Origin of the sequence: Altererythrobacter ishigakiensis, from assembly GCF_001663155.1 — a bacterium.
Classification (GTDB): Bacteria; Pseudomonadota; Alphaproteobacteria; order Sphingomonadales; family Sphingomonadaceae; genus Erythrobacter; species Erythrobacter ishigakiensis.
Map to the genome: position 1 here is coordinate 1,711,365 of NZ_CP015963.1, position 18,208 is coordinate 1,729,572.

The 18,208-nt window shown below is 56.4% G+C and carries 16 protein-coding genes and 1 tRNA gene; 4 read left to right on the top strand and 13 right to left on the bottom strand.

All coding sequences use genetic code 11. The features are described from left to right. Positions 1–85 precede the first annotated feature (85 nt). Both hfq and hflX read left to right on the top strand, forming a co-directional pair. The gene (gene hfq / locus A6F69_RS08105) at positions 86–625 is read left to right on the top strand and encodes an RNA chaperone Hfq (RefSeq protein WP_067599653.1); all 540 of its coding nucleotides are present in this window, start codon (positions 86–88) and stop codon (positions 623–625) included. A 17-nt stretch (positions 626–642) separates the two neighbouring features. Next, a complete protein-coding gene (hflX, locus tag A6F69_RS08110; RefSeq protein ID WP_083984851.1) occupies positions 643–1,944 on the top strand; it encodes a GTPase HflX in 1,302 nt (433 codons plus the stop codon). Here hflX and mazG read toward each other — a convergent pair. The 8 genes from mazG to A6F69_RS08150 all read right to left on the bottom strand — a co-directional run bounded on the left by mazG (position 1,939) and on the right by A6F69_RS08150 (position 9,980). Beyond that, the gene (gene mazG, locus A6F69_RS08115) at positions 1,939–2,667 is read right to left on the bottom strand and encodes a nucleoside triphosphate pyrophosphohydrolase (RefSeq protein WP_245638214.1); all 729 of its coding nucleotides are present in this window, start codon (positions 2,665–2,667) and stop codon (positions 1,939–1,941) included. The genes hflX and mazG overlap by 6 nt on opposite strands. A gap of 316 nt (positions 2,668–2,983) precedes the next feature. Further along, on the bottom strand, positions 2,984–3,751 hold the full coding sequence (locus tag A6F69_RS08120; protein ID WP_067599661.1) for an MBL fold metallo-hydrolase: 768 nt from the start codon (positions 3,749–3,751) through the stop codon (positions 2,984–2,986). Continuing rightward, positions 3,748–4,524, bottom strand: coding sequence for a TatD family hydrolase (locus tag A6F69_RS08125; RefSeq protein ID WP_067599664.1), 777 nt, complete (start codon positions 4,522–4,524; stop codon positions 3,748–3,750). The genes A6F69_RS08120 and A6F69_RS08125 overlap by 4 nt, the downstream gene beginning before the upstream one ends. Beyond that, positions 4,524–6,095 (bottom strand): methionine--tRNA ligase, encoded by a 1,572-nt coding sequence (gene metG, locus A6F69_RS08130; protein ID WP_067599667.1) that lies wholly within the window; start codon positions 6,093–6,095, stop codon positions 4,524–4,526. Before metG ends, A6F69_RS08125 begins: the two co-directional genes overlap by 1 nt. Continuing rightward, complete coding sequence (locus A6F69_RS08135; RefSeq protein WP_067599670.1) at positions 6,088–7,032, bottom strand: DNA polymerase III subunit delta'; 945 nt, start codon at positions 7,030–7,032, stop codon at positions 6,088–6,090. The genes metG and A6F69_RS08135 overlap by 8 nt, the downstream gene beginning before the upstream one ends. Before the next feature lie 5 nt (positions 7,033–7,037). Beyond that, positions 7,038–7,670, bottom strand: coding sequence for a dTMP kinase (gene tmk, locus A6F69_RS08140; RefSeq protein ID WP_067599672.1), 633 nt, complete (start codon positions 7,668–7,670; stop codon positions 7,038–7,040). Continuing rightward, complete coding sequence (locus A6F69_RS08145; RefSeq protein WP_245638215.1) at positions 7,667–8,833, bottom strand: D-alanyl-D-alanine carboxypeptidase family protein; 1,167 nt, start codon at positions 8,831–8,833, stop codon at positions 7,667–7,669. The genes tmk and A6F69_RS08145 overlap by 4 nt, the downstream gene beginning before the upstream one ends. Before the next feature lie 97 nt (positions 8,834–8,930). Next, a complete protein-coding gene (locus A6F69_RS08150) occupies positions 8,931–9,980 on the bottom strand; it encodes a lytic murein transglycosylase (protein ID WP_067599674.1) in 1,050 nt (349 codons plus the stop codon). A gap of 157 nt (positions 9,981–10,137) precedes the next feature. On the opposite strand from A6F69_RS08150, the gene A6F69_RS08155 reads away from it, so the two are divergent. Then, positions 10,138–10,227: transfer RNA gene (locus A6F69_RS08155), tRNA-Ser, on the top strand. A 17-nt stretch (positions 10,228–10,244) separates the two neighbouring features. Here A6F69_RS08155 and A6F69_RS08160 read toward each other — a convergent pair. The 4 genes from A6F69_RS08160 to A6F69_RS08175 are packed head-to-tail and all read right to left on the bottom strand — an operon-like array spanning position 10,245 to position 15,346. After that, positions 10,245–12,101 carry a cation:proton antiporter domain-containing protein gene (locus tag A6F69_RS08160; protein ID WP_067599677.1) on the bottom strand — a complete coding sequence of 619 codons (1,857 nt, stop codon included), beginning with the start codon at positions 12,099–12,101 and terminating at the stop codon, positions 10,245–10,247. 31 nt (positions 12,102–12,132) lie between these two features. Next, the gene (gene lpdA / locus A6F69_RS08165) at positions 12,133–13,548 is read right to left on the bottom strand and encodes a dihydrolipoyl dehydrogenase (protein ID WP_067599680.1); all 1,416 of its coding nucleotides are present in this window, start codon (positions 13,546–13,548) and stop codon (positions 12,133–12,135) included. Between the two features lie 21 nt (positions 13,549–13,569). Continuing rightward, entirely contained in the window at positions 13,570–13,953 is a 384-nt protein-coding gene (locus A6F69_RS08170) for an acyl-CoA thioesterase (protein WP_067599683.1), read from the bottom strand. 4 nt (positions 13,954–13,957) lie between these two features. Then, a complete protein-coding gene (locus A6F69_RS08175; protein ID WP_067599686.1) occupies positions 13,958–15,346 on the bottom strand; it encodes a 2-oxo acid dehydrogenase subunit E2 in 1,389 nt (462 codons plus the stop codon). 124 nt (positions 15,347–15,470) lie between these two features. Between A6F69_RS08175 and A6F69_RS08180 the strand changes: the two genes are divergently transcribed. Further along, positions 15,471–15,923 (top strand): universal stress protein, encoded by a 453-nt coding sequence (locus tag A6F69_RS08180; protein WP_067599690.1) that lies wholly within the window; start codon positions 15,471–15,473, stop codon positions 15,921–15,923. On the opposite strand, the gene rnr is transcribed toward A6F69_RS08180, so the two are convergent. Next, the gene (rnr, locus tag A6F69_RS08185; RefSeq protein WP_067599693.1) at positions 15,920–18,208 is read right to left on the bottom strand and encodes a ribonuclease R; all 2,289 of its coding nucleotides are present in this window, start codon (positions 18,206–18,208) and stop codon (positions 15,920–15,922) included. The genes A6F69_RS08180 and rnr overlap by 4 nt on opposite strands.

Below are 18,208 nucleotides of genomic sequence, written 5' to 3' on the forward strand. Positions count from 1 at the left end.
CCATGATAGAGGCAGGACAGACGGGAAAACACGCTGGCCTGCGGACTGCAAAGGTGGCCGCCAACAAATTATAGGAGACACAACGATGTCTGAAGGGCGTACCCTCTCTGCCCGCCCGCGTAATGATGCTGCTGCACCACAGTCAGGTGGAAAGCAGGCAAAGCTTCAAGACGCGTTTCTTAATCTTTTGCGCCGCAACAAGACGACTGTGACGGTCTTCTTGGTCAAAGGCGTTAAGCTGCAAGGCATTGTCACGTGGTTTGACAATTTTTCTTTGCTGCTTCGCCGCGATGGCCAGTCACAGCTGGTGTACAAGCACGCGATCAGCACAATTATGCCTGGTCAGCCGGTCGATGCAGAACAGTTCGCGAATCAAGGCGGTAACAATCGGCAACGACTATTGCAGGATGTGTTCCTTTCGCGTGTGAGCGAGAGCGAAGTCGAAGTAACGATGTTCCTGGTCAATGGCGTAATGCTGCAAGGCAGGATCGCGGCTTATGATCTGTTCTGCGTCTTGCTGGAACGTGATGGCTTCGTGCAACTCGCATATAAGCATGCGGTTTCCACGATCCAGCCCGCTTCGAATGTTGATCTCAGCGTTGATTGGGAAGGCGAGGAAGACTGAGTTTCGACGACAATTTGCTGGACGATGTTACTCGTGGTGCACGGGCTATTGTCCTTTGCCCGGATATCCGCGGGCAAGCCTATGTGATCGATGCGGCAGAGCGGCTTGAAGAAGCCTGCGGTCTAGCGCTTGCTATTGGTGTGGTGGTCGAAGACGCGCGGATCATTCCTGTCCGCACTGTGCGTCCGAACACTCTGTTTGGTTCCGGGCAGGTAGATCAGATCGCGACAGATTGTGAACTTCACGAAGCAGAGTTGGTCATTGTCGACGGTGCGCTGTCACCGATTCAGCAGCGCAACCTTGAAGAGAAACTCAAGCGTAAGGTGATTGATCGCACCGGTTTGATCCTTGAGATCTTTGGCGAGCGCGCCGCGACTGCCGAAGGCAGGTTGCAAGTTGAACTTGCGCATCTCGACTATCAACAAAGTCGACTGGTGCGCAGTTGGACTCACCTCGAACGGCAGCGTGGTGGCTTTGGCTTTCTTGGCGGTCCCGGTGAGACGCAGATTGAAGCCGACCGGCGAATGATTCGTCAGCGCATGGCTCGCCTGCGTAAGGAGTTGGAGCAAGTGCGCAAGACGCGGACCTTGCACCGAGCGCGTCGGGGAAGGGCACCCTGGCCGGTGATCGCTTTGGTTGGCTATACTAATGCCGGGAAATCAACGCTGTTTAATCGCCTCACAGGGGCGGATGTGATGGCAGAGGACCTTTTGTTCGCCACGCTAGATCCAACTATGCGCGCAATCGAACTTCCAGGGATCGAAAAGGCGATCCTTTCCGACACCGTCGGCTTCATTTCTGACCTTCCAACCCAGCTCGTGGCTGCCTTTCGCGCAACCCTTGAGGAAGTAACCGGTGCGGACATCATCGTGCACGTGCGCGACATGTCCAATCCCGCGCATGAAGCGCAGAAGAAACAAGTCCTCTCAGTTCTTGCGGACCTTGGTGTTGTGGACGCCGAGGGCCAAGTATCCGGAATTCCGATAGTGGAAGCTTGGAACAAGCTGGATCTGGTTACGACAGAACGTGCGAATGAATTGCACGAAATGGCAAACGCGCAAGGCGACGCCATAGTTCTATCCGCGCTCACGGGTGAAGGCGTAGACATGCTGCTTCAACTCATTGGTGAGATGCTTAAAGTAGAGGCAACAGTACTCGAGATTGAATTGCCAGCAAGTGACGGGCGCAGGATCGCGTGGTTGCATGCACATGGAGAGGTTCTGGGAGACGTCGAGGTCGGGGAAGGGGAGAAGGGGCCACTTCGGCGCTTAACCGTTCGGCTCAATCCCAAGCAACGGGGTCAGTTCGAGCAATTATGAGCGGGCCTCAGCAACTTTGACCTGTTGCCAAAGTTCTTCCTGCTCTTCCAACGACAGTTTATTGAATCTTCCGTCGCCAAGCGTTTCCATCGCACGAAAACGACGTTCAAACTTGGAATTTGCCGCGCGCAATGCGTCTTCTGCGTCAACACCGTAAGCGCGCACCAGATTGACCGCCGCAAACAGCAAATCGCCAGCTTCCTCGGCTTTCTCTTTGTCCGAAGTGGCGTTGGCAAGTTCCTCACTTTCCTCGTAAACTTTGGCAGTTGGACCTTTCGTGTCGGGCCAGTCAAACCCAGTCCGTGCGGCACGCTTTTGTAGTTTTTGGGCCCGCATCAAAGCTGGAAGAGCTTTTGCAACACCATCCATAGCGCTTGTTGCGCCTTTTTCGTTACGTTCCGCGGCCTTGATCGCTTCCCATCGGGTTTCGCCCATGGTTCCGCTCTCGTCACCGAAGATGTGTGGGTGGCGGGCTTCCATTTTGTCAGAGATGGATCTGGCAACATCTTCAAAGGTGAATTGTCCATATTCTTCAGCCATCCTGGCGTGAAAGACCACCTGTAATAGAAGATCGCCAAGCTCGTCTCTTAGATCTGCCAGATCCTCGCGCTCGATGGCGTCGGCAACTTCGTAGGCTTCCTCGATTGTGTATGGCGCAATCGTTTTGAAATTTTGGGCAAGATCCCATTTGCATCCATTTTCCGGATCGCGCAGTCGCGCCATGATTGCCAGGAGACGATGGAGTTGGGCGTGGTCATTTTTTGAGGGGGATTGGGACATGGTGACGATTGCGATACCAGTGATATATGAGAATGATAATATATATTATGTTAAATAAAGCATCGGAGTTACAGTGTCATTCCCCTTTACTGACGAAACTCTATGATGCTGAAAAATAGAGCTACCGCGCAGAAAATAGCCCCCCAAATCAGCGTCATACGTAACGCTTTTGACCAACTTAGCCTGAACGATGCGAGAGCGCTGCCAGCTAGAACAAGAAATCCAAGCAGACTGACAATTCGAACCACTTCATATTCGTTCATGCGACAAGCTCCAGGCCGTCATAGCCAACGATGACATGATCGGGCGTCTCTGCGGCTAATGTGGCGTAGTCCATGCTCTTATCCAAGTGGCTTAGAACCAGTTTTCCGGCGTCTGAACGCTCTGAAAGTTCGATCGCCATGGCGAGATTGGCGTGCGTAGGATGAGGATCGCGTCGCAAGCAATCGCTCACTAGAATATCAACACCCTCGCAAAGATCGATCATGTCTTCAGTTATTTCTGAATAATCAGTCATATATGCGAGACTCTTTCCATCGGATTCAAAGCGAAATCCGGTGGTTTCGCCAGGGCCATGCGGCATCTGACACCATTCCACACCAAATCCAGCGTGCATTCTTAATCTATCAAGCGTCTCAAGTGTCGCGATAGTCGGATAGCCGTGCTGACCTGCAAAGATATATCCGAAGCGCTGACGCAGCCGATAAGCAGTATCTTTAGAAGCAAAGCCAGGGATCGGTCCACCTCGCCCGTACCTCAGGACGCGCAGATCATCGATGCCGTGGCAATGGTCAGCGTGATCATGCGTCCAGAACACGCCATCAAGTCGGTCAATCCCGTTAGTGAGCAACTGCTGCCGCAAATCCGTCGATGTGTCGACGAGAACCCTAGCGCCGTCATTGCTCTCGACAACTATCGAAACCCGTGTTCTACGATTGCGTGGCTCATTGGGGTTACAATCACCCCAGTCGTTGCCGACCCTTGGTACGCCAGTCGACGTACCTGAACCGAGCATAATCAGCTTCAAAACTTAGCCTTGCTGAACAATTTCCGGAAGTTTTCTGTCGTATAGTCAGCAAGATCACTGACATCATCACCACGCAGGCCAGCCACGAATTGCGCAGTATTGGCTACAAACGCAGGCTCACAAGGTCTCCCGCGATGCGGAACAGGCGCGAGAAAAGGACTGTCGGTTTCTACCAATAGGCGATCACGCGGAATTTCCTTCGCAATTTCCTGCAGTTCCTTGGCATTCTTGAAAGTCACGATCCCCGACAAAGAGATGGTGAGGCCCATCCCTAGTACACGCCTTCCAAACTCGGCCGAAGCGGTGAAACAATGGATGAGGGCAGGGAATGCCCCCTTCCCCAGCTCATCTTCAAGGATCTTGAGCGTATCTTCTTCGGCGTCGCGGGTATGGATGATCAGCGGAAGGCCGGTCTCACGCGCCACGCCGATATGCATGCGAAACAAGTCGCGTTGCGTCTCTCGCTCCGAATTGTCGTAATAATAGTCGAGTCCGGTCTCGCCAATTGCAATCACGCGCGGGTTCTCGGTCGCGCCGAGCAGCACATCCCGGCCCAGATCAGCATGCTCATCCGCCTCATGCGGGTGAATGCCGACGCTGGCCCAAACGTCTAGCTCTCGTTCGGCGGTGCCAACCACCTTATCCCATTCGCTTTGACGGGTCGAAATGTTGAGAAACTGCCCTACCCCAGCTTCGCGAGCCCGAGCTAGAACGCCTGCCTGGTCTTCGACGAGACCTTTGTACTCAAGGTGGCAATGGCTATCGACCAGCATCAGGCGGCGCTTTCTTCCTCTGATAGTTCCAAACGCGGGAAGATCGGGGTCGGTTTCCCGATGGTGAAGCCGCTTTCTACAAGCCGTGCATACCAAGTGTTGTCATTCAGGCTTTGGTAGCTGCGCTCATCGTCAGGGATACCGATTTGATCAAGCAAAGCCTTTGCTTTCTCAGGAACGACTGGCTGGATCGCGATTGCAAGATCGCGCAACGCCATGAACAGAGTTTGCAGAACTACTTTCATGCGTTCAAAATCAGTCTTGCGCAGCGCCCAAGGAGCTTGCTCATCGACATATTGATTGCAGGCATAGACGGCTCGCAGCCAGGCTTCGATGCCTTGCGAGAAAGCTAGCCGCTCGAAATCACGGGGTAGTTCCGTGAGGCACGTGTCGCGGACAATGCCCATCAGGCTCCTGTCGGGTGCCGCCGGGGTCAATTCTTCAAGCTTGCCATCCATATTCTTCGCGATCATCGACAGTGTACGCTGCGCCAGATTGCCAAAGCTGTTGGCGAGCTCGGCATTGGCGCGCGTCACGATAGCTTCAGGTGAATAGCTGCCGTCTTGTCCAAACGCGATTTCGCGCATGAAGAAGTAGCGTAGATTGTCGACGCCGAACTGCTCCGCGAGCGCCATCGGGTCCACCACATTGCCCGCGCTCTTGCTCATCTTTTCCCCGCCGCGCGCCAGCAGGAAACCGTGCCCGAATACCTGCTTAGGCAAAGGCAGGCCTGCACTAATCAAAAATGCGGGCCAATACACCGTGTGGAAACGCACGATGTCCTTGCCGATCATGTGAATGTTGGCCGGCCAGTAGCGCTGGAACATTTCGCCGTCAGCGTCAGGGAAACCGACGCCGGTCATATACGTCGTGAGCGCATCCACCCAGACGTACATCACATGGCCTTCGCTATCTGGCACGGGAACGCCCCAGTCAAAGCTGGTGCGAGAGACGCTCAGGTCCTTGAGGCCGCCTTCGACAAAGCGCATCACTTCATTGCGGCGGCTTTCCGGTCGGATGAAGCCTGGATTGTCGCGGTATAGCGCGAGCAGTTTGTCTTGATACTTCGACAGGCGGAAAAACCAGGTTTCTTCAGCGGTCCATTCCACAGGCGTGCCCTGCGGGGAAAGCTTTTCGCCACCCTCGCTCTCTGCGAGCTCACTCTCGTCGTAGAATGCCTCGTCGCGAACCGAGTACCAGCCTTCATAGCGATCAAGATAGAGGTCGCCATTGGCCTCCATGCGCTTCCACAGCTCGATGCTGGCTGCGTGATGGCGTGGTTCAGTCGTCCGTACAAACTCGTCGTAGGATAGGTTGAGCTTATCAGCCATGTCGCGAAAATGACCTGACATTTCGTTGGCCAGATCGATCGTTTCACGGCCTATGTTTCGCGCGGTCTGATCCATCTTGAGACCGTGCTCATCGGTGCCCGTGACGAAACGGACATCGCGGCCCATCAAGCGTTGGAAGCGCGCCATAACATCCGTAGCGATACCCTCATACGCATGTCCGATATGCGGCCGTCCGTTGGGATAGTTGATCGCAGTAGTAATATAGAATGGTTTAGCCATATGCCGGCTCGCTAGCGGCACCTGCGCTGGCAAGCAAGCTGGCTATTTCACCCACCAGCAAGCCATTGTCGAAATTATAAGTGGGTGCTTTGGCCGCAAGCTCGACCAAAGCGCTATGGGCGTCGATTATGGCCGTTCGTTTTTGGGCCGGCGCATCGGCGACTTGCTTTGCCAAGATTGTACGTCCCAACTCTATCACCGCTTGAATGCGTTCGCGGCTCGGGCGGGCTCCGATGGCTGCAGTTAACTCGGACCGCAAAGCCATACCTGGATCGCTCATAGTAACGAGCTTTTGCATGACCTGCGCCACAGGTCCTAGCTTCATTTCGGAAAACCTCATTGCGGCACCAAGTGACCCGCCTGCGAAGGCAATTGCCGGATCAGAGGGGTCGCTTACCCCTAGATGTTCCGCAATTCTGTCACGACTGAGCAGGGGGAAGCGCAATACGCGGCAGCGCGAACGGATCGTTGGAAGCAAACCTGCAGGGCGGTGAGTGACGAGCAAGAAGAAGGTCCCCTGCGGAGGTTCTTCCAGGCTCTTCAAAAGCGCGTTTGAGGCTGGCCGCTCCATATCATCTGCGGGGTATATGATCACCACTCGACGCGAACCGAGCGTAGGACGTGTGGTCAACCGCTGCTGCATCATACGGATCTGATCAACAGCGATATTACGCTTCACCTCGTAGGGTTTGCCCTCATCGCGTTTCTTTTCTTCGCTCTTATCCTTGGGAAGATGTGTAAGAATCAGGATATCGGGGTGATCGCCTTTTGGTTGCTGGACACCTTCTTCAGCCACCAATTCTTTTGCGGCGGTCAACGCAAAGTCGTGTTTGCCCAGGCCTTCCTTACCGGCAAGGATCCAGCCGTGATGCATCCGCCTGCCTGCAGCAGCGTCGCGCCATTCACGCCAGGCATCGGTATGATTGGGCCATTCCATCGCGCTCAAGCGTCCAGCAAGGTGGTCAGCGCGTGCATAACTCGTCCATGCACTTCATCAGGAGAGCCGCTGGCGTCAATCACCGCGAACCCGTCAGGATCCTCTGCAGCATACCGACGGAATGCATCAGCGACTGCACGATGATACTCGGCGTCTCGGCCACCAATGGCATCTGAATTGTCACCGTCGCGTTCCGCCAGACGCGCCGCAACCTGATCTTCCGCCGCTCCCAAAAGGATTGTGAGATCGGGCCGCAATCCCTTGCTCCCAATTTGATGTAGCGCGGAGATTGCCTCGTCGCCCAACTCTCCCGCCCCGCCTTGATAGGCTCTGCTTGAATCAACAAATCGATCTGACACGACCCATTCGCCACGTTCGAGCGCTGGAACAATTCGGCGGGCCACATGATCTGACCGGGCCGCGGCAAAAAGCAAAGCCTCGGCTTCAGCACCCCACCCCTCGCCCGGTGGATCAAGCAAAAGGGAACGAATAGCCTCAGCTCCGGGCGTTCCGCCCGGTTCCCGGGTCAGGTCAGTGGTGATGCCACGTGCACGCAATGCCTCGACAAGCAGGCGCGCTTGAGTGGATTTTCCGGCGCCTTCGCCGCCTTCCAGTGCAATGAACTTCCCGCGGATCATAAGAACCAACCGATAATACCGTTTATGATGCGCGCAAGAGGGCCAGCCTTTCCCACGTCTTCAGAAGCGTAGAGTGGGATTCGCGAAGTCGCCATCCCTTCGACCGCGATTTCCAGCTCTGCAATCTCTTGACCCTGGGCAACCGGCGCACGAATTGGGCCATCATAGCGGATGGAGAGCTTTATTTGCGCTTCGGCGCCCTTGGGGAAGGCTGCTGCCACGAGCCGCGGGTTTACCAGTGAAACATGGCGTGTGTTACCGCCTTGAATGCGCGCTGTGCCTATAACTTCGCCAGGTTCAAAAAGCTTCTTACTTTCGAAGTTGGAGAATCCCCACTCCATATAGCTCCGGGCTGCTCGTGCTCTGACCGAACCGGATCGAGTTCCAGCTACGACCAGTATCAACCGCCTGCCATTACGCTCCGCAGAACCCAGCACTCCATAACCTGCTTCGTTGGTGAAACCGGTCTTTATCCCGTCACCACCATTGAGACGTCCGGTGAACGGTTCATGGTTTGCTTGTGTGATCCCACGGTAGGTCAGCTCTCGCTTCCCGAAGTACTGGCGATAAAACCCGGGATATTCCTGCACCATGGCTTGCCCAAGCAGCGCCAGATCACGCGCGGTTGTGAATGTCCGGCCCTCATCCGGCCATCCGTTTGGGGTCCCAAAGTGGCTGTCTTTCATCTTCAAAGACCGCGCAGAAGCATTCATCAATTCTAACCACTTACCAATGGATCCCGCCGCCCCTTCCGCCAATACCGCGGACGCATCGTTGGCCGATACAGTTGTGATGCCCAGCAACAATTGCGAGACCGTGGGCCTTTCGTTGGCGTTTAAGAACATTGTGGAGCCGCGTCCGCCCCACTCTTCAAATGCTGGGCGAGAAAACCGCAATCTCTGGCCTGCCCGCAATTCTCCACTTTCGAGCAGTTCGAACGCGACGTAGGCGGTCATTACCTTGGTGATTGATGCCGGCATGAACCGGCGGCCTTCGTTGCGCGCGTGCAAGATTTGCCCGCTAGACAAATCAACCAACATCGCAATGGGCACGTCAGTTTCTGACGGGATTTCACCAGCATCTTGTGCCGAGAGGTGCGTTGGTGAGGCGAACAAGAGCAGCAGTGATCCAAACCTGCCGGCAATTGTTGAAAATATGCTCAAGAATCCGCTCCATACCGCTTTGCTCAGCCTATAATGGGTTCGCGATCGACAAGCGATCGATTGCGCTAGGCTTTCCCCCTTATAAGTTCGTACTGAACTAACGCGCGATTTCGTCCGCCAGAAGGCCAACGCTCATCGCGTAATAATTGGAGCAGTTGTACTCCAGGATTGCACGGTAGTTGCTTGTCAGCAGCCATGCCGGTGTACCGGGACCGTCCGGCTGGAACAGCGATGCCAACACATCGTCACCGATTACCCTTTGTGGGCGCACGCCCAATGCGCGCCATTCGTTCACCGTTTTCCATTCGCTATGACGTTCGTGAACGCGCGAACAAACCGGCGATAAAAGCTTGGTTCGAAGTGAATCGACATCAAATCCAGCCGGAACTGTAGCAGGAACACCCCATGGCTGCCCTTCCCGCCACCCCGCGTATTTCAGATAGTTACCGATGGACGCGAAAGTGTCCGCACGATTAGTGAAGATGTTGGCCCGCCCGTCACCGTCACCATCTTGTGCCAGACGCAAGTAAACACTGGGCAGGAACTGCGGGTTGCCGAATGCGCCGGCATAGCTTCCGACGAGCTCCTGCCGCGAATACCCCTTGTCAGCCACCTTCATTAAAGATATGAATTCGTTGGAAAAAAGCTCCCTTCGGCGTCCCTCCCATGCTAGGGTAGCAAGCGACCTCGCGAGGTCAAAACTACCCCGGATACGCCCATAGCTGGTTTCATGCCCGAAGATTGCGACGATAATTTCCGCAGGAACGCCGTACTCTGCCTCAGCAGCCATCAAGGCCGATCGATTTTCGGCAAATACCTCGCGTCCACCTCTGATTCGAACACTGTTTACGTGGGTATTGATGTAGGGAGCGAGCGCGGGATAGCCTCGTCGCGTTGGGCGGCCCGGCTGGCCGCGATCAAGCCGAATGACACGATCATTAGGTGTCAGGCCCTCAGTCATTCTTTGCAGTGTTGCCTCGCTGACTCCTTCAGTGCGCGCGCGCGCAATCAAAAGCTGAAGATATGCATCGAATGATATCTCGCCCAGTTCGCTTTCAGGGGCGGGCGCTGTTTGCCCTAGGGCGGGCTCTGCCAGAAGAGATGAAAGCACGGCTGTCGCGGCCAGGAGCAAGGGCTTCAGAGTCATAAGGTTACAATGTCATATGACATTTGAACCGTCCATGATTCTGGTAGCAGATCAGCGCGCGCGGCATGGATTTCAACGGGTTTTTCGCACGAATGATGCTGGACCCCTCGTTTGCAGGTGACAACGCTGAATTCACACGCTAGCGGGGGCATCGAGCGGACAGGTGGCAGAGCGGTTGAATGCACCGGTCTTGAAAACCGGCAAGGGTGCAAGCCCTTCGTGGGTTCGAATCCCACCCTGTCCGCCATTACTTTCAAGGAAAGTTCAACGGCCCCGTTTGATGATCTCATCCATCATCTGGCGCAGTTTCGGATCCCAATCCTTGCGCAACTCACGCACTTTGGCGATCAACTCGTCGTTTTCCCAAGCAGGAACGTCGATCTTATAGACATTCGCAAATTCGATCATCGTGCTACGATCTGCTTCCTCAAATGTATCGGCCATTGCTTGTGCAGCCTGCCGGTCGTGGCCCAGCGCCTCGTAGGCTGAACGCCCGATCCGGATTGCGCCGTCGTAGGTTTCGCGAATGATGTCGCGGCAGCCGATGGCCCACAGTTTAAACACGTGATCACGGTCAACAGCGCGGGCGATAACATGAACCTTCGGAAAATTCTGGACGACGTAGCTTACCAGCTTGTCAATCTGTTCCTTGTCATCAAGCGCGACGATCAGGAGTTTTGCCTTTGCAATGCCTGCGCTTGCGAGCAGATCGGGGCGTGTCGCATCGCCGAAGTAAGCGCGCGTACCGAACTTCTCCATATTGGCGATATGGCGCGAATCGTAGTCGATCACTGTCGCTTTGTATCCGGCCGCTTCAAGCATGCGATCAACGATGCCGCCAACACGACCACGCCCTGCTAGGATGATATCGTTGGCTTCATGGATGTCGTCCGCTTCTCGCTGTGAACCGCTTGCGTACCGCGGCGCGATGACTCGCTCATGCAATATGAACAAAAGCGGTGTCAGCAACATCGAGAACGCGATCACCAGCAGTAGTAGACTTGCCCCTTCTTGAGAGAGTACCGCATTGCCCAAGGCGAAGCTGATCAAAACGAAGCCAAATTCGCCTGACTGTGCCAGACCCAATGTAAAGAGCCACCGATCCTGGCCATGCAGTTTGAACGCTTTGCCGATCACGAACAGGATCGCCATCTTGGTCGCAAGCAGCACGGCAGTCCAAAACACCACTGCGCCTGCCAAATCATAGGCCAACGCAAAATCTATTCCCGCACCGACGGTGATGAAAAACAGGCCCAGCAACAGTCCCTTGAACGGATTGATGTCAGCCTCAAGCTCATGCCGGTATTCGCTGTTCGCAAGCACAACACCCGCGATGAATGCCCCCAAAGCCGGTGAAAGCCCCACCAGATACATCAACAAGGCGATACCAACCACGAACATCAAAGCAGCAGCGGTGAAAAGCTCGCGCAGTCCTGCCATGGCGATAAAGCGGAAAATGGGGCGCGTCAGATATGTTCCGATTAGAACAACCACACCGACCGATCCGAGAGTCACGATCCCGGCAAGCCATGCGGGAAGCCCTTCGACCAGACTTGGACCATGCGAGCCTTCTTCGCCGCCTTGTCCTGCAGCTTGCGCCACCAACTCTGGTGCGGCGAGCAGCGGCAAGACCGCGAGTATGAAGATCACCGCTACATCTTGGACAAGCAACACAGAGAAGCTTGCCTCACCGCCTTGCGTCTTGAGCAACCCTTTCTCTTCGAGCGTTTGAAGCACGATTGCCGTGGATGACAATGCAAGTATCATCCCGATAGCAAGCGCAGTGCGCCATTCATTGCCGCTGAGCATCGAGATACCAGCCAAGATCAGCGTGGTCAGGACCACTTGCCCGCCACCAAGTCCAATCAGACGTTTACGCATGGCCCACAGTCGCTTCGGTTCAAGCTCGAGGCCAATGATGAACAGCATCATGACTACGCCGAATTCGGCGAAATGTTGAAGTTGGATTACGTCGACACTCAAGAATCCGAGCAATGGCGAGAGCGCCATGCCGGCAAGCAAATATCCAAGTACCGATCCAAGCCCAAATCGGCTAGCGATCGGTACAGAGACAACCCCTGCTACGAGCAGGATAAAAGCGAGCAAGAGGAATTCGGTCATACTCCGCTATTCCTCACGTTCGCGTCAAAGGTCAAATGTGGAGCGCCTTGCCATAGGCTGCCAGCACGCTTTCATGCATACTCTCGCTGATCGTCGGATGCGGGAATACGGTTTGCATCAGTTCGGCTTCGGTTGTTTCGAGAGTTTTGCCCACAGTGTAACCCTGGATCATCTCGGTCACTTCCGCGCCAACCATATGCGCGCCCAGCAGCTCGCCAGTCTTTGCATCGAACACGGTTTTTGTGAAACCTTCCGCTTCACCCAAGGCAATCGCCTTGCCATTGCCGATGAAGGGGAAATTTCCGACCTTCACGTCGTAGCCAGCCTCTTTGGCCTTTGCTTCGGTCAAGCCAACGCTGGCGATCTGCGGATGGCAATAGGTGCATCCCGGGATTGCATCACGGTTGAGCGGGTGTGGGTGAACGTCTTTGTTGCCCAGCTCCTGTGCGATTGCCTCGGCCGCAGTCACACCTTCATGCGAAGCCTTGTGTGCGAGCCATGGCCCAGGCGTGCAGTCGCCGATTGCCCAAAGGCCCTTTGACTTGGTGCGGCCATAGGGATCGATCTGGATGAAACCGCGATCCATGTCGGCCAGCTTTTCCAGCCCGATGTTCTCGGTGTTGGGCACGATGCCGATGGCGACGATGCAGTGACTGAACTCCTGCTCGCTGACCTTGCCATCCTTGGCTTTGATCTTCGCTTTCACGCCGCTGGCAGTGGCTTTCAGGTCCTCTACTCCTGCCCCAGTCATGATCGTCATGCCCTGCTTGGTCAGGCTCTTTTCGAGGAATGTCGAGACATCCGCATCTTCGACCGGCACGATCCGGTCGAGCATTTCGACTACGGTCACGTCTGCACCCATGTCGTTGTAGAAGCTGGCGAACTCAATCCCGATGGCGCCGCTGCCAATTACCAGCAGCTTTTTTGGCATTTCGGGCGGAGTCATAGCGGTGCGGTACGTCCAGATGTGGTTGCCATCTGCGGGTGCAAACGGCAGATCGCGGGCCCGTGCGCCGGTGGCGACGATGATGTGTTTTGCGTTGAGCTTTTCCTCACTCTTCTCGCCTTTTACAGTTAGCGAAGTCGGTCCGGTCAGCGTCCCCTCACCCATATGCACGGTGATCTTGTTTTTCTTCATCAGATGCGTGACGCCCTGATTGAGCTGTTTCGCAACGCCGCGGCTGCGTGCCACAACGGCTTCCAGATCAGCTTCGATCGCGCCGGCAATCTTAAGACCGTAATCCTTAGCATGCTGCGCATAGTGCAGGATCTCTGCCGAACGCAGCAGCGCCTTGGTCGGGATACAGCCCCAATTGAGGCAGATCCCGCCCAGGTTTTCGCGCTCGACGATAGCTGTCTTTAGGCCCAACTGCGCGCAGCGAATTGCCGCCACATAGCCCCCAGGTCCGGAGCCCAATACGATTACATCATAAGAATTGTCAGCCATCTCTATTTCCTTGGAGAGGTTCTATTGAATGTTCTGTGTCATCCGGACCGGGCGCGGATTGCCGTCATCATCGGCCAGCACAAACACGAAGGTGCCTCTGCAGACTAACTGGGTTGTCTCGCCATTGCGCTCGCGAGAGATGCCCTCTGCGGCGATGGTGATCGAGGTGTTTCCCTCACGCACAATCTCGCAATAAATGCTCAACTCGTCACCGAGTGCCATGGCCGCAGGAAAGGCAAAGTCACTGGCGGCGACGACATTCGCACGCCCCTGCCCCGTGCGGCTTGCAAGCGAGCCAGCGCCCAGCGCCATTTGGCTCATCAACCAGCCGCCGAAAATCCCGTTATAGGGATTAAGGTTTTCCGGCATTGCTGTGACACGGATTTGGAGTTCGCCTTGCGGCATGGCGCTAAACCACCAGCCCCATGGGGTTTTCGCACAGCTGCTGGAAGGCCTGCATCAGCTGCGCACCGTCTGCGCCGTCAATTGCGCGGTGGTCAAAGCTGCCCGTTGCGCTCATGACAGTTGCGACTGCGAGCGCGCCATCCTTCACCACGGGGCGCTGCTCACCAGCGCCGACCGCCAGGATCATGCCCTGCGGCGGGTTGATTACCGCGTCGAATTGTTTCGTGCCGAACATGCCTAGGTTGGAAAGCGAGGCCGTGCCGCCCTGATACTCGTGCGGCTGCAGCTTGCCGTCGCGTGCCTTGTTCGCGAGTTCCTTCATCTCGGTGCTGATCTCGGCGAGACCCTTGCGCCCAGCATCGCGAATGATTGGCGTGATCAGGCCCGAAGGCGCCGCGACCGCAACCGACACGTCCTCGCGAGTGTATTGATGCAGCGTATCGCCCTGGAAGCTGACATTGCACTTCGGCACGCGTTTCAGCGCACGTGCGAGCGCCTTGATCAACAAGTCGTTGACCGACAGTTTCACGCCATCCGGCTCAAGCGAGGCATTCAACTGGCTACGCAGCTTGAGCAGCGCGTCGAGCTGCACATCCACAGTCAGGTAGATATGCGGTACCGTCTGCTTCGCTTCGGTCAGGCGGCGCGCGATGACCTTACGCACATTGTTGAGCTTCTGCTCTTCGTAGGGCGCATCCAGATCGCCACCGAGCTGCGGCGTCGGTGCTGGAGTTGGCGCAGCCGCTGAAGCAGCAGGTGCCGCTGCGGGCGCCGCGCCTGGCTGCGCACTTTCGACATCTCCCTTAACGATGCGGCCGTTCGGCCCACTCCCAGTGACGGTTGAAAGGTCTATTCCTCTTTGCGCGGCAATGCGCTTTGCCAGTGGAGATGCGACAATGCGGTCACCTGATGCAGCGGGAGCTGGAGTGGGTGCAGGAGCTGCCGCGGCTTCTGGCGCGCTGCCTCCGCCCGCTGCCTCAACATCACCCTTTGTGATCTTTCCGCCCGGTCCAGTTCCGGTGATCGAACTCAGATCGATGCCGTTTGCTTCCGCTAGTTTGCGCGCAGTGGGCGTTGCAGCCGGTCCGTCATCAGAAGGTGCAGGCGCTGGCGTGGCTGCGGGAGCTGCCGCAGCTGCTTCGGCATCTTCGCCCTCTTCCGCCAGCACAGCGATAACCGTCCCGACCTTGACGTTCTCTGTCCCCTCTTCAACCGAGATCGAAACCAGCGTGCCTTCATCGACGGCTTCGAATTCCATCGTCGCCTTGTCAGTTTCGATTTCGGCCATGATATCGCCGGCCTGAATCCCGTCACCAGGCTTTACAAGCCACTTGGCGAGCGTCCCTTCTTCCATGGTGGGCGAGAGGGCTGGCATCTTGATTTCGATCGGCATCGCGAGAGAGATTCCCTTTCCTTTACGCAACGGAAAGCCTCTGCCTAATTCACAGGCTTGGGGCAAGGACCTTGCGAAGAATACGTTTTCAGATGATACCCTAGGGCAAAGGAGTGCCGGGGTCATGCGGGTCTTTTTGGTAGTTATTGACGAGACTGACGAAGCGCGATCCGCATTGCGATACGCTGCACGTCGAGCTGCAGCCGTTGAAGGCGCAGTGCATATACTGGCGCTGGTACCTCAACAGAATATCAGCGCGTTTGGCGGCGTTCAGGACACTATTGAACAAGAAGCCCGCGATCGCGCGGAGATGCTTGCGCATGGTGCGGCCGGTAGCCTGATGGCGGAGATCGGCATTATGCCGTCAATCTCGGTTGTTATGGGCGGTGGTCAGCGCGTTATCCGGGAATTTCTGGACCAGCATGACGAAGTAGCTGCACTGGTTTTGGGGGCCGCGCGGGACAGTAACCCTGGGCCGCTTGTCACCCATTTCTCTACACATGCGGGCACTCTGCCGTGTCCGCTTTATGTCATTCCCGAAGGGTATGATGAAGCAGCCAAAAGGGCTGACCGCTAGCGCTTTCGGCGCCCTTGATGCCGAATATTTGCAGGGCGTCCGCGCTTGTTGGTCATGAACTTGCCCTTCTTTTTATGTCCGTATCTTGGCGCCGGACGCGCCCCGCGCGGTTCGATTTCCTGCCCGTCAGCGTCAACAGTCACGAACTTCAATGAGCCGGTCAATGGATTGGCTTCAGCGAGCTTGAGCTGCAGCGTGTCACCCATGGCATAACGAGTGCCGCTGTCTTCACCGACAAGCGCCTGCGCAGCCTCTTCAAAACGGAAATGTTCGCGACCAAGTGTGGAGACAGGGACCAGCCCATCACCGCCCAAGCCGATGATGGTCGCGAAGAAGCCGAAGCCCTGGACGCCCGTTATTCTGGTCTCGAATATTTCCCCGACCCGCGCAGACAGCCACGCAGCGACGTAGCGGTCGATTGTTTCGCGCTCCGCTTCCATTGCGCGGCGTTCGGTCTGGCTAATTGCATCGGTAATCTGTTGGAGATTGCTGCGATCGCGGTCCGACAATCCGGTGAAATCGGGCACGTCCAGATCAGTTTCTGGCTGTTCCAGCTTGTACGCATCAACCAGCGCGCGGTGAACCAAAAGGTCTGAATAGCGGCGGATCGGCGATGTGAAATGGGCATAACTGCCAAGCGCCAACCCGAAGTGTCCAGCGTTCTGCGGCCCATAGTACGCCTGCATCTGGCTGCGCAGAACCGCTTCCATCACTTGTGCCTTCTCGCCCTCGTCGCTCACGTCCTTGAGCATCCGATTGAAGAGTGAGGGTGTGATGACCTGCCCCAGAGCAAGCTTACGCCCGAAGGTGGCGAGGTAATCGCGCAAGGCGATCAGCTTCTCGCGCGCGGGTGGTTCGTGCACGCGGTAAACTACCGGTGCGGTCTTGGCCTCCAGCGCCCTTGCCGCCGCGACATTGGCTGCGATCATGAAATCTTCGACCACACGGTGCGCGTCGAGCCGTTCGCGCACAGCGATCTCGGCAATCTGGCCTTTTTCATTGAGGACCACGCGGCGCTCTGGCAGTTCAAGTTCCAGCGGGTCGCGTGCATGGCGCGCCTTCTCCAGCGCGCGCCAGCAACTCCAGAGATCGACAAGATGCCGGGGTGCCGAGCCATCATCGATAGAAGCCTGCGCGTTTTCGTATGCGATATTGTGATGAATGCGCACGATCGCTCGCGTGAAGCGCGTCTTGTCGACGGCCCCATCTTTGTCGACGTGCAAATGGCAAACCATCGCTGCCCGATCTTCACCTTCCTTCAAAGAACAGACATTTGCGCTTAGAACCTCTGGCAGCATCGGAACAACCCGATCAGGGAAATAGACCGAATTGCCACGTTTGCGTGCTTCCTTGTCCAGTGCGGTTCCTGGTCGGACGTAGAAAGAGACATCGGCAATCGCGACAATTGCGTTGAAGCCGCCCTTACCGTCTGGCTCCGCCCAGATGGCATCATCATGATCGCGTGCGTCCGCTGGATCAATGGCGACAATGGGTATCTCGCGTAGATCCTCCCGGTACTCCTCGCTCAATCTGAGCTGAGCAGCCACCTCCGCTTCGCGCAGCGTATCTTCTGCGAAGACATACGGAATGCCATGCTTGGCAATGGCAATCAGACTGAAGCTTCGTGGAGCGAGCGGATCACCGATCACTTCAATGACTTTGACACCCGAACGTTCAGAACGCCCCACTCTCTCCGCAATTACCAGCTGTCCTTCTTCGGCCTCGCCCAAATCAGCGATAGGGGAGGAATTGCGAATGCGTTTGTCGACTGGCGCGAGCCAAGCCTTACCGCGACCGTCGATTTCAACAACGCCCATTAGGCCCTCGGTGCGCACGGGCAGCTTCTTCATCGGGTGCGCAATCCAACCGCGCTCGGTTTCCTCGGTCCGTGACAGTACGCGATCACCGCGCTTCAGCGCAGGCATACGTTTCCCGCCGCGACCCTTCATCTCCCGCATGGTGAGACGCGGCGGTTTGCCCGGCGCATCGGGAGACCAGTTGTCAGGGATGGCAATTGCTTCGCCATCCTCGATCTCGACCACACGCAGCACGGTCACCTTGGGTACTCCACCCATCCGGTGATAGGCGGTCTTCTTGCCATCAATCAGGCCTTCTTCGGCCATATCCTTGAGTAGTCGCTTAAGCGCGATCTTTTCCTGACCTTTAAGCCCGAACGCCTTGGCCAACTCGCGCTTGCCCGCTGGCGTATCGGACGTTTGCAGGAACTCGAGAACCTGTTCCTTGCTGGGAAGGCCTGAAGGTCGCCTGGCAGGTCGCTTCGCCAA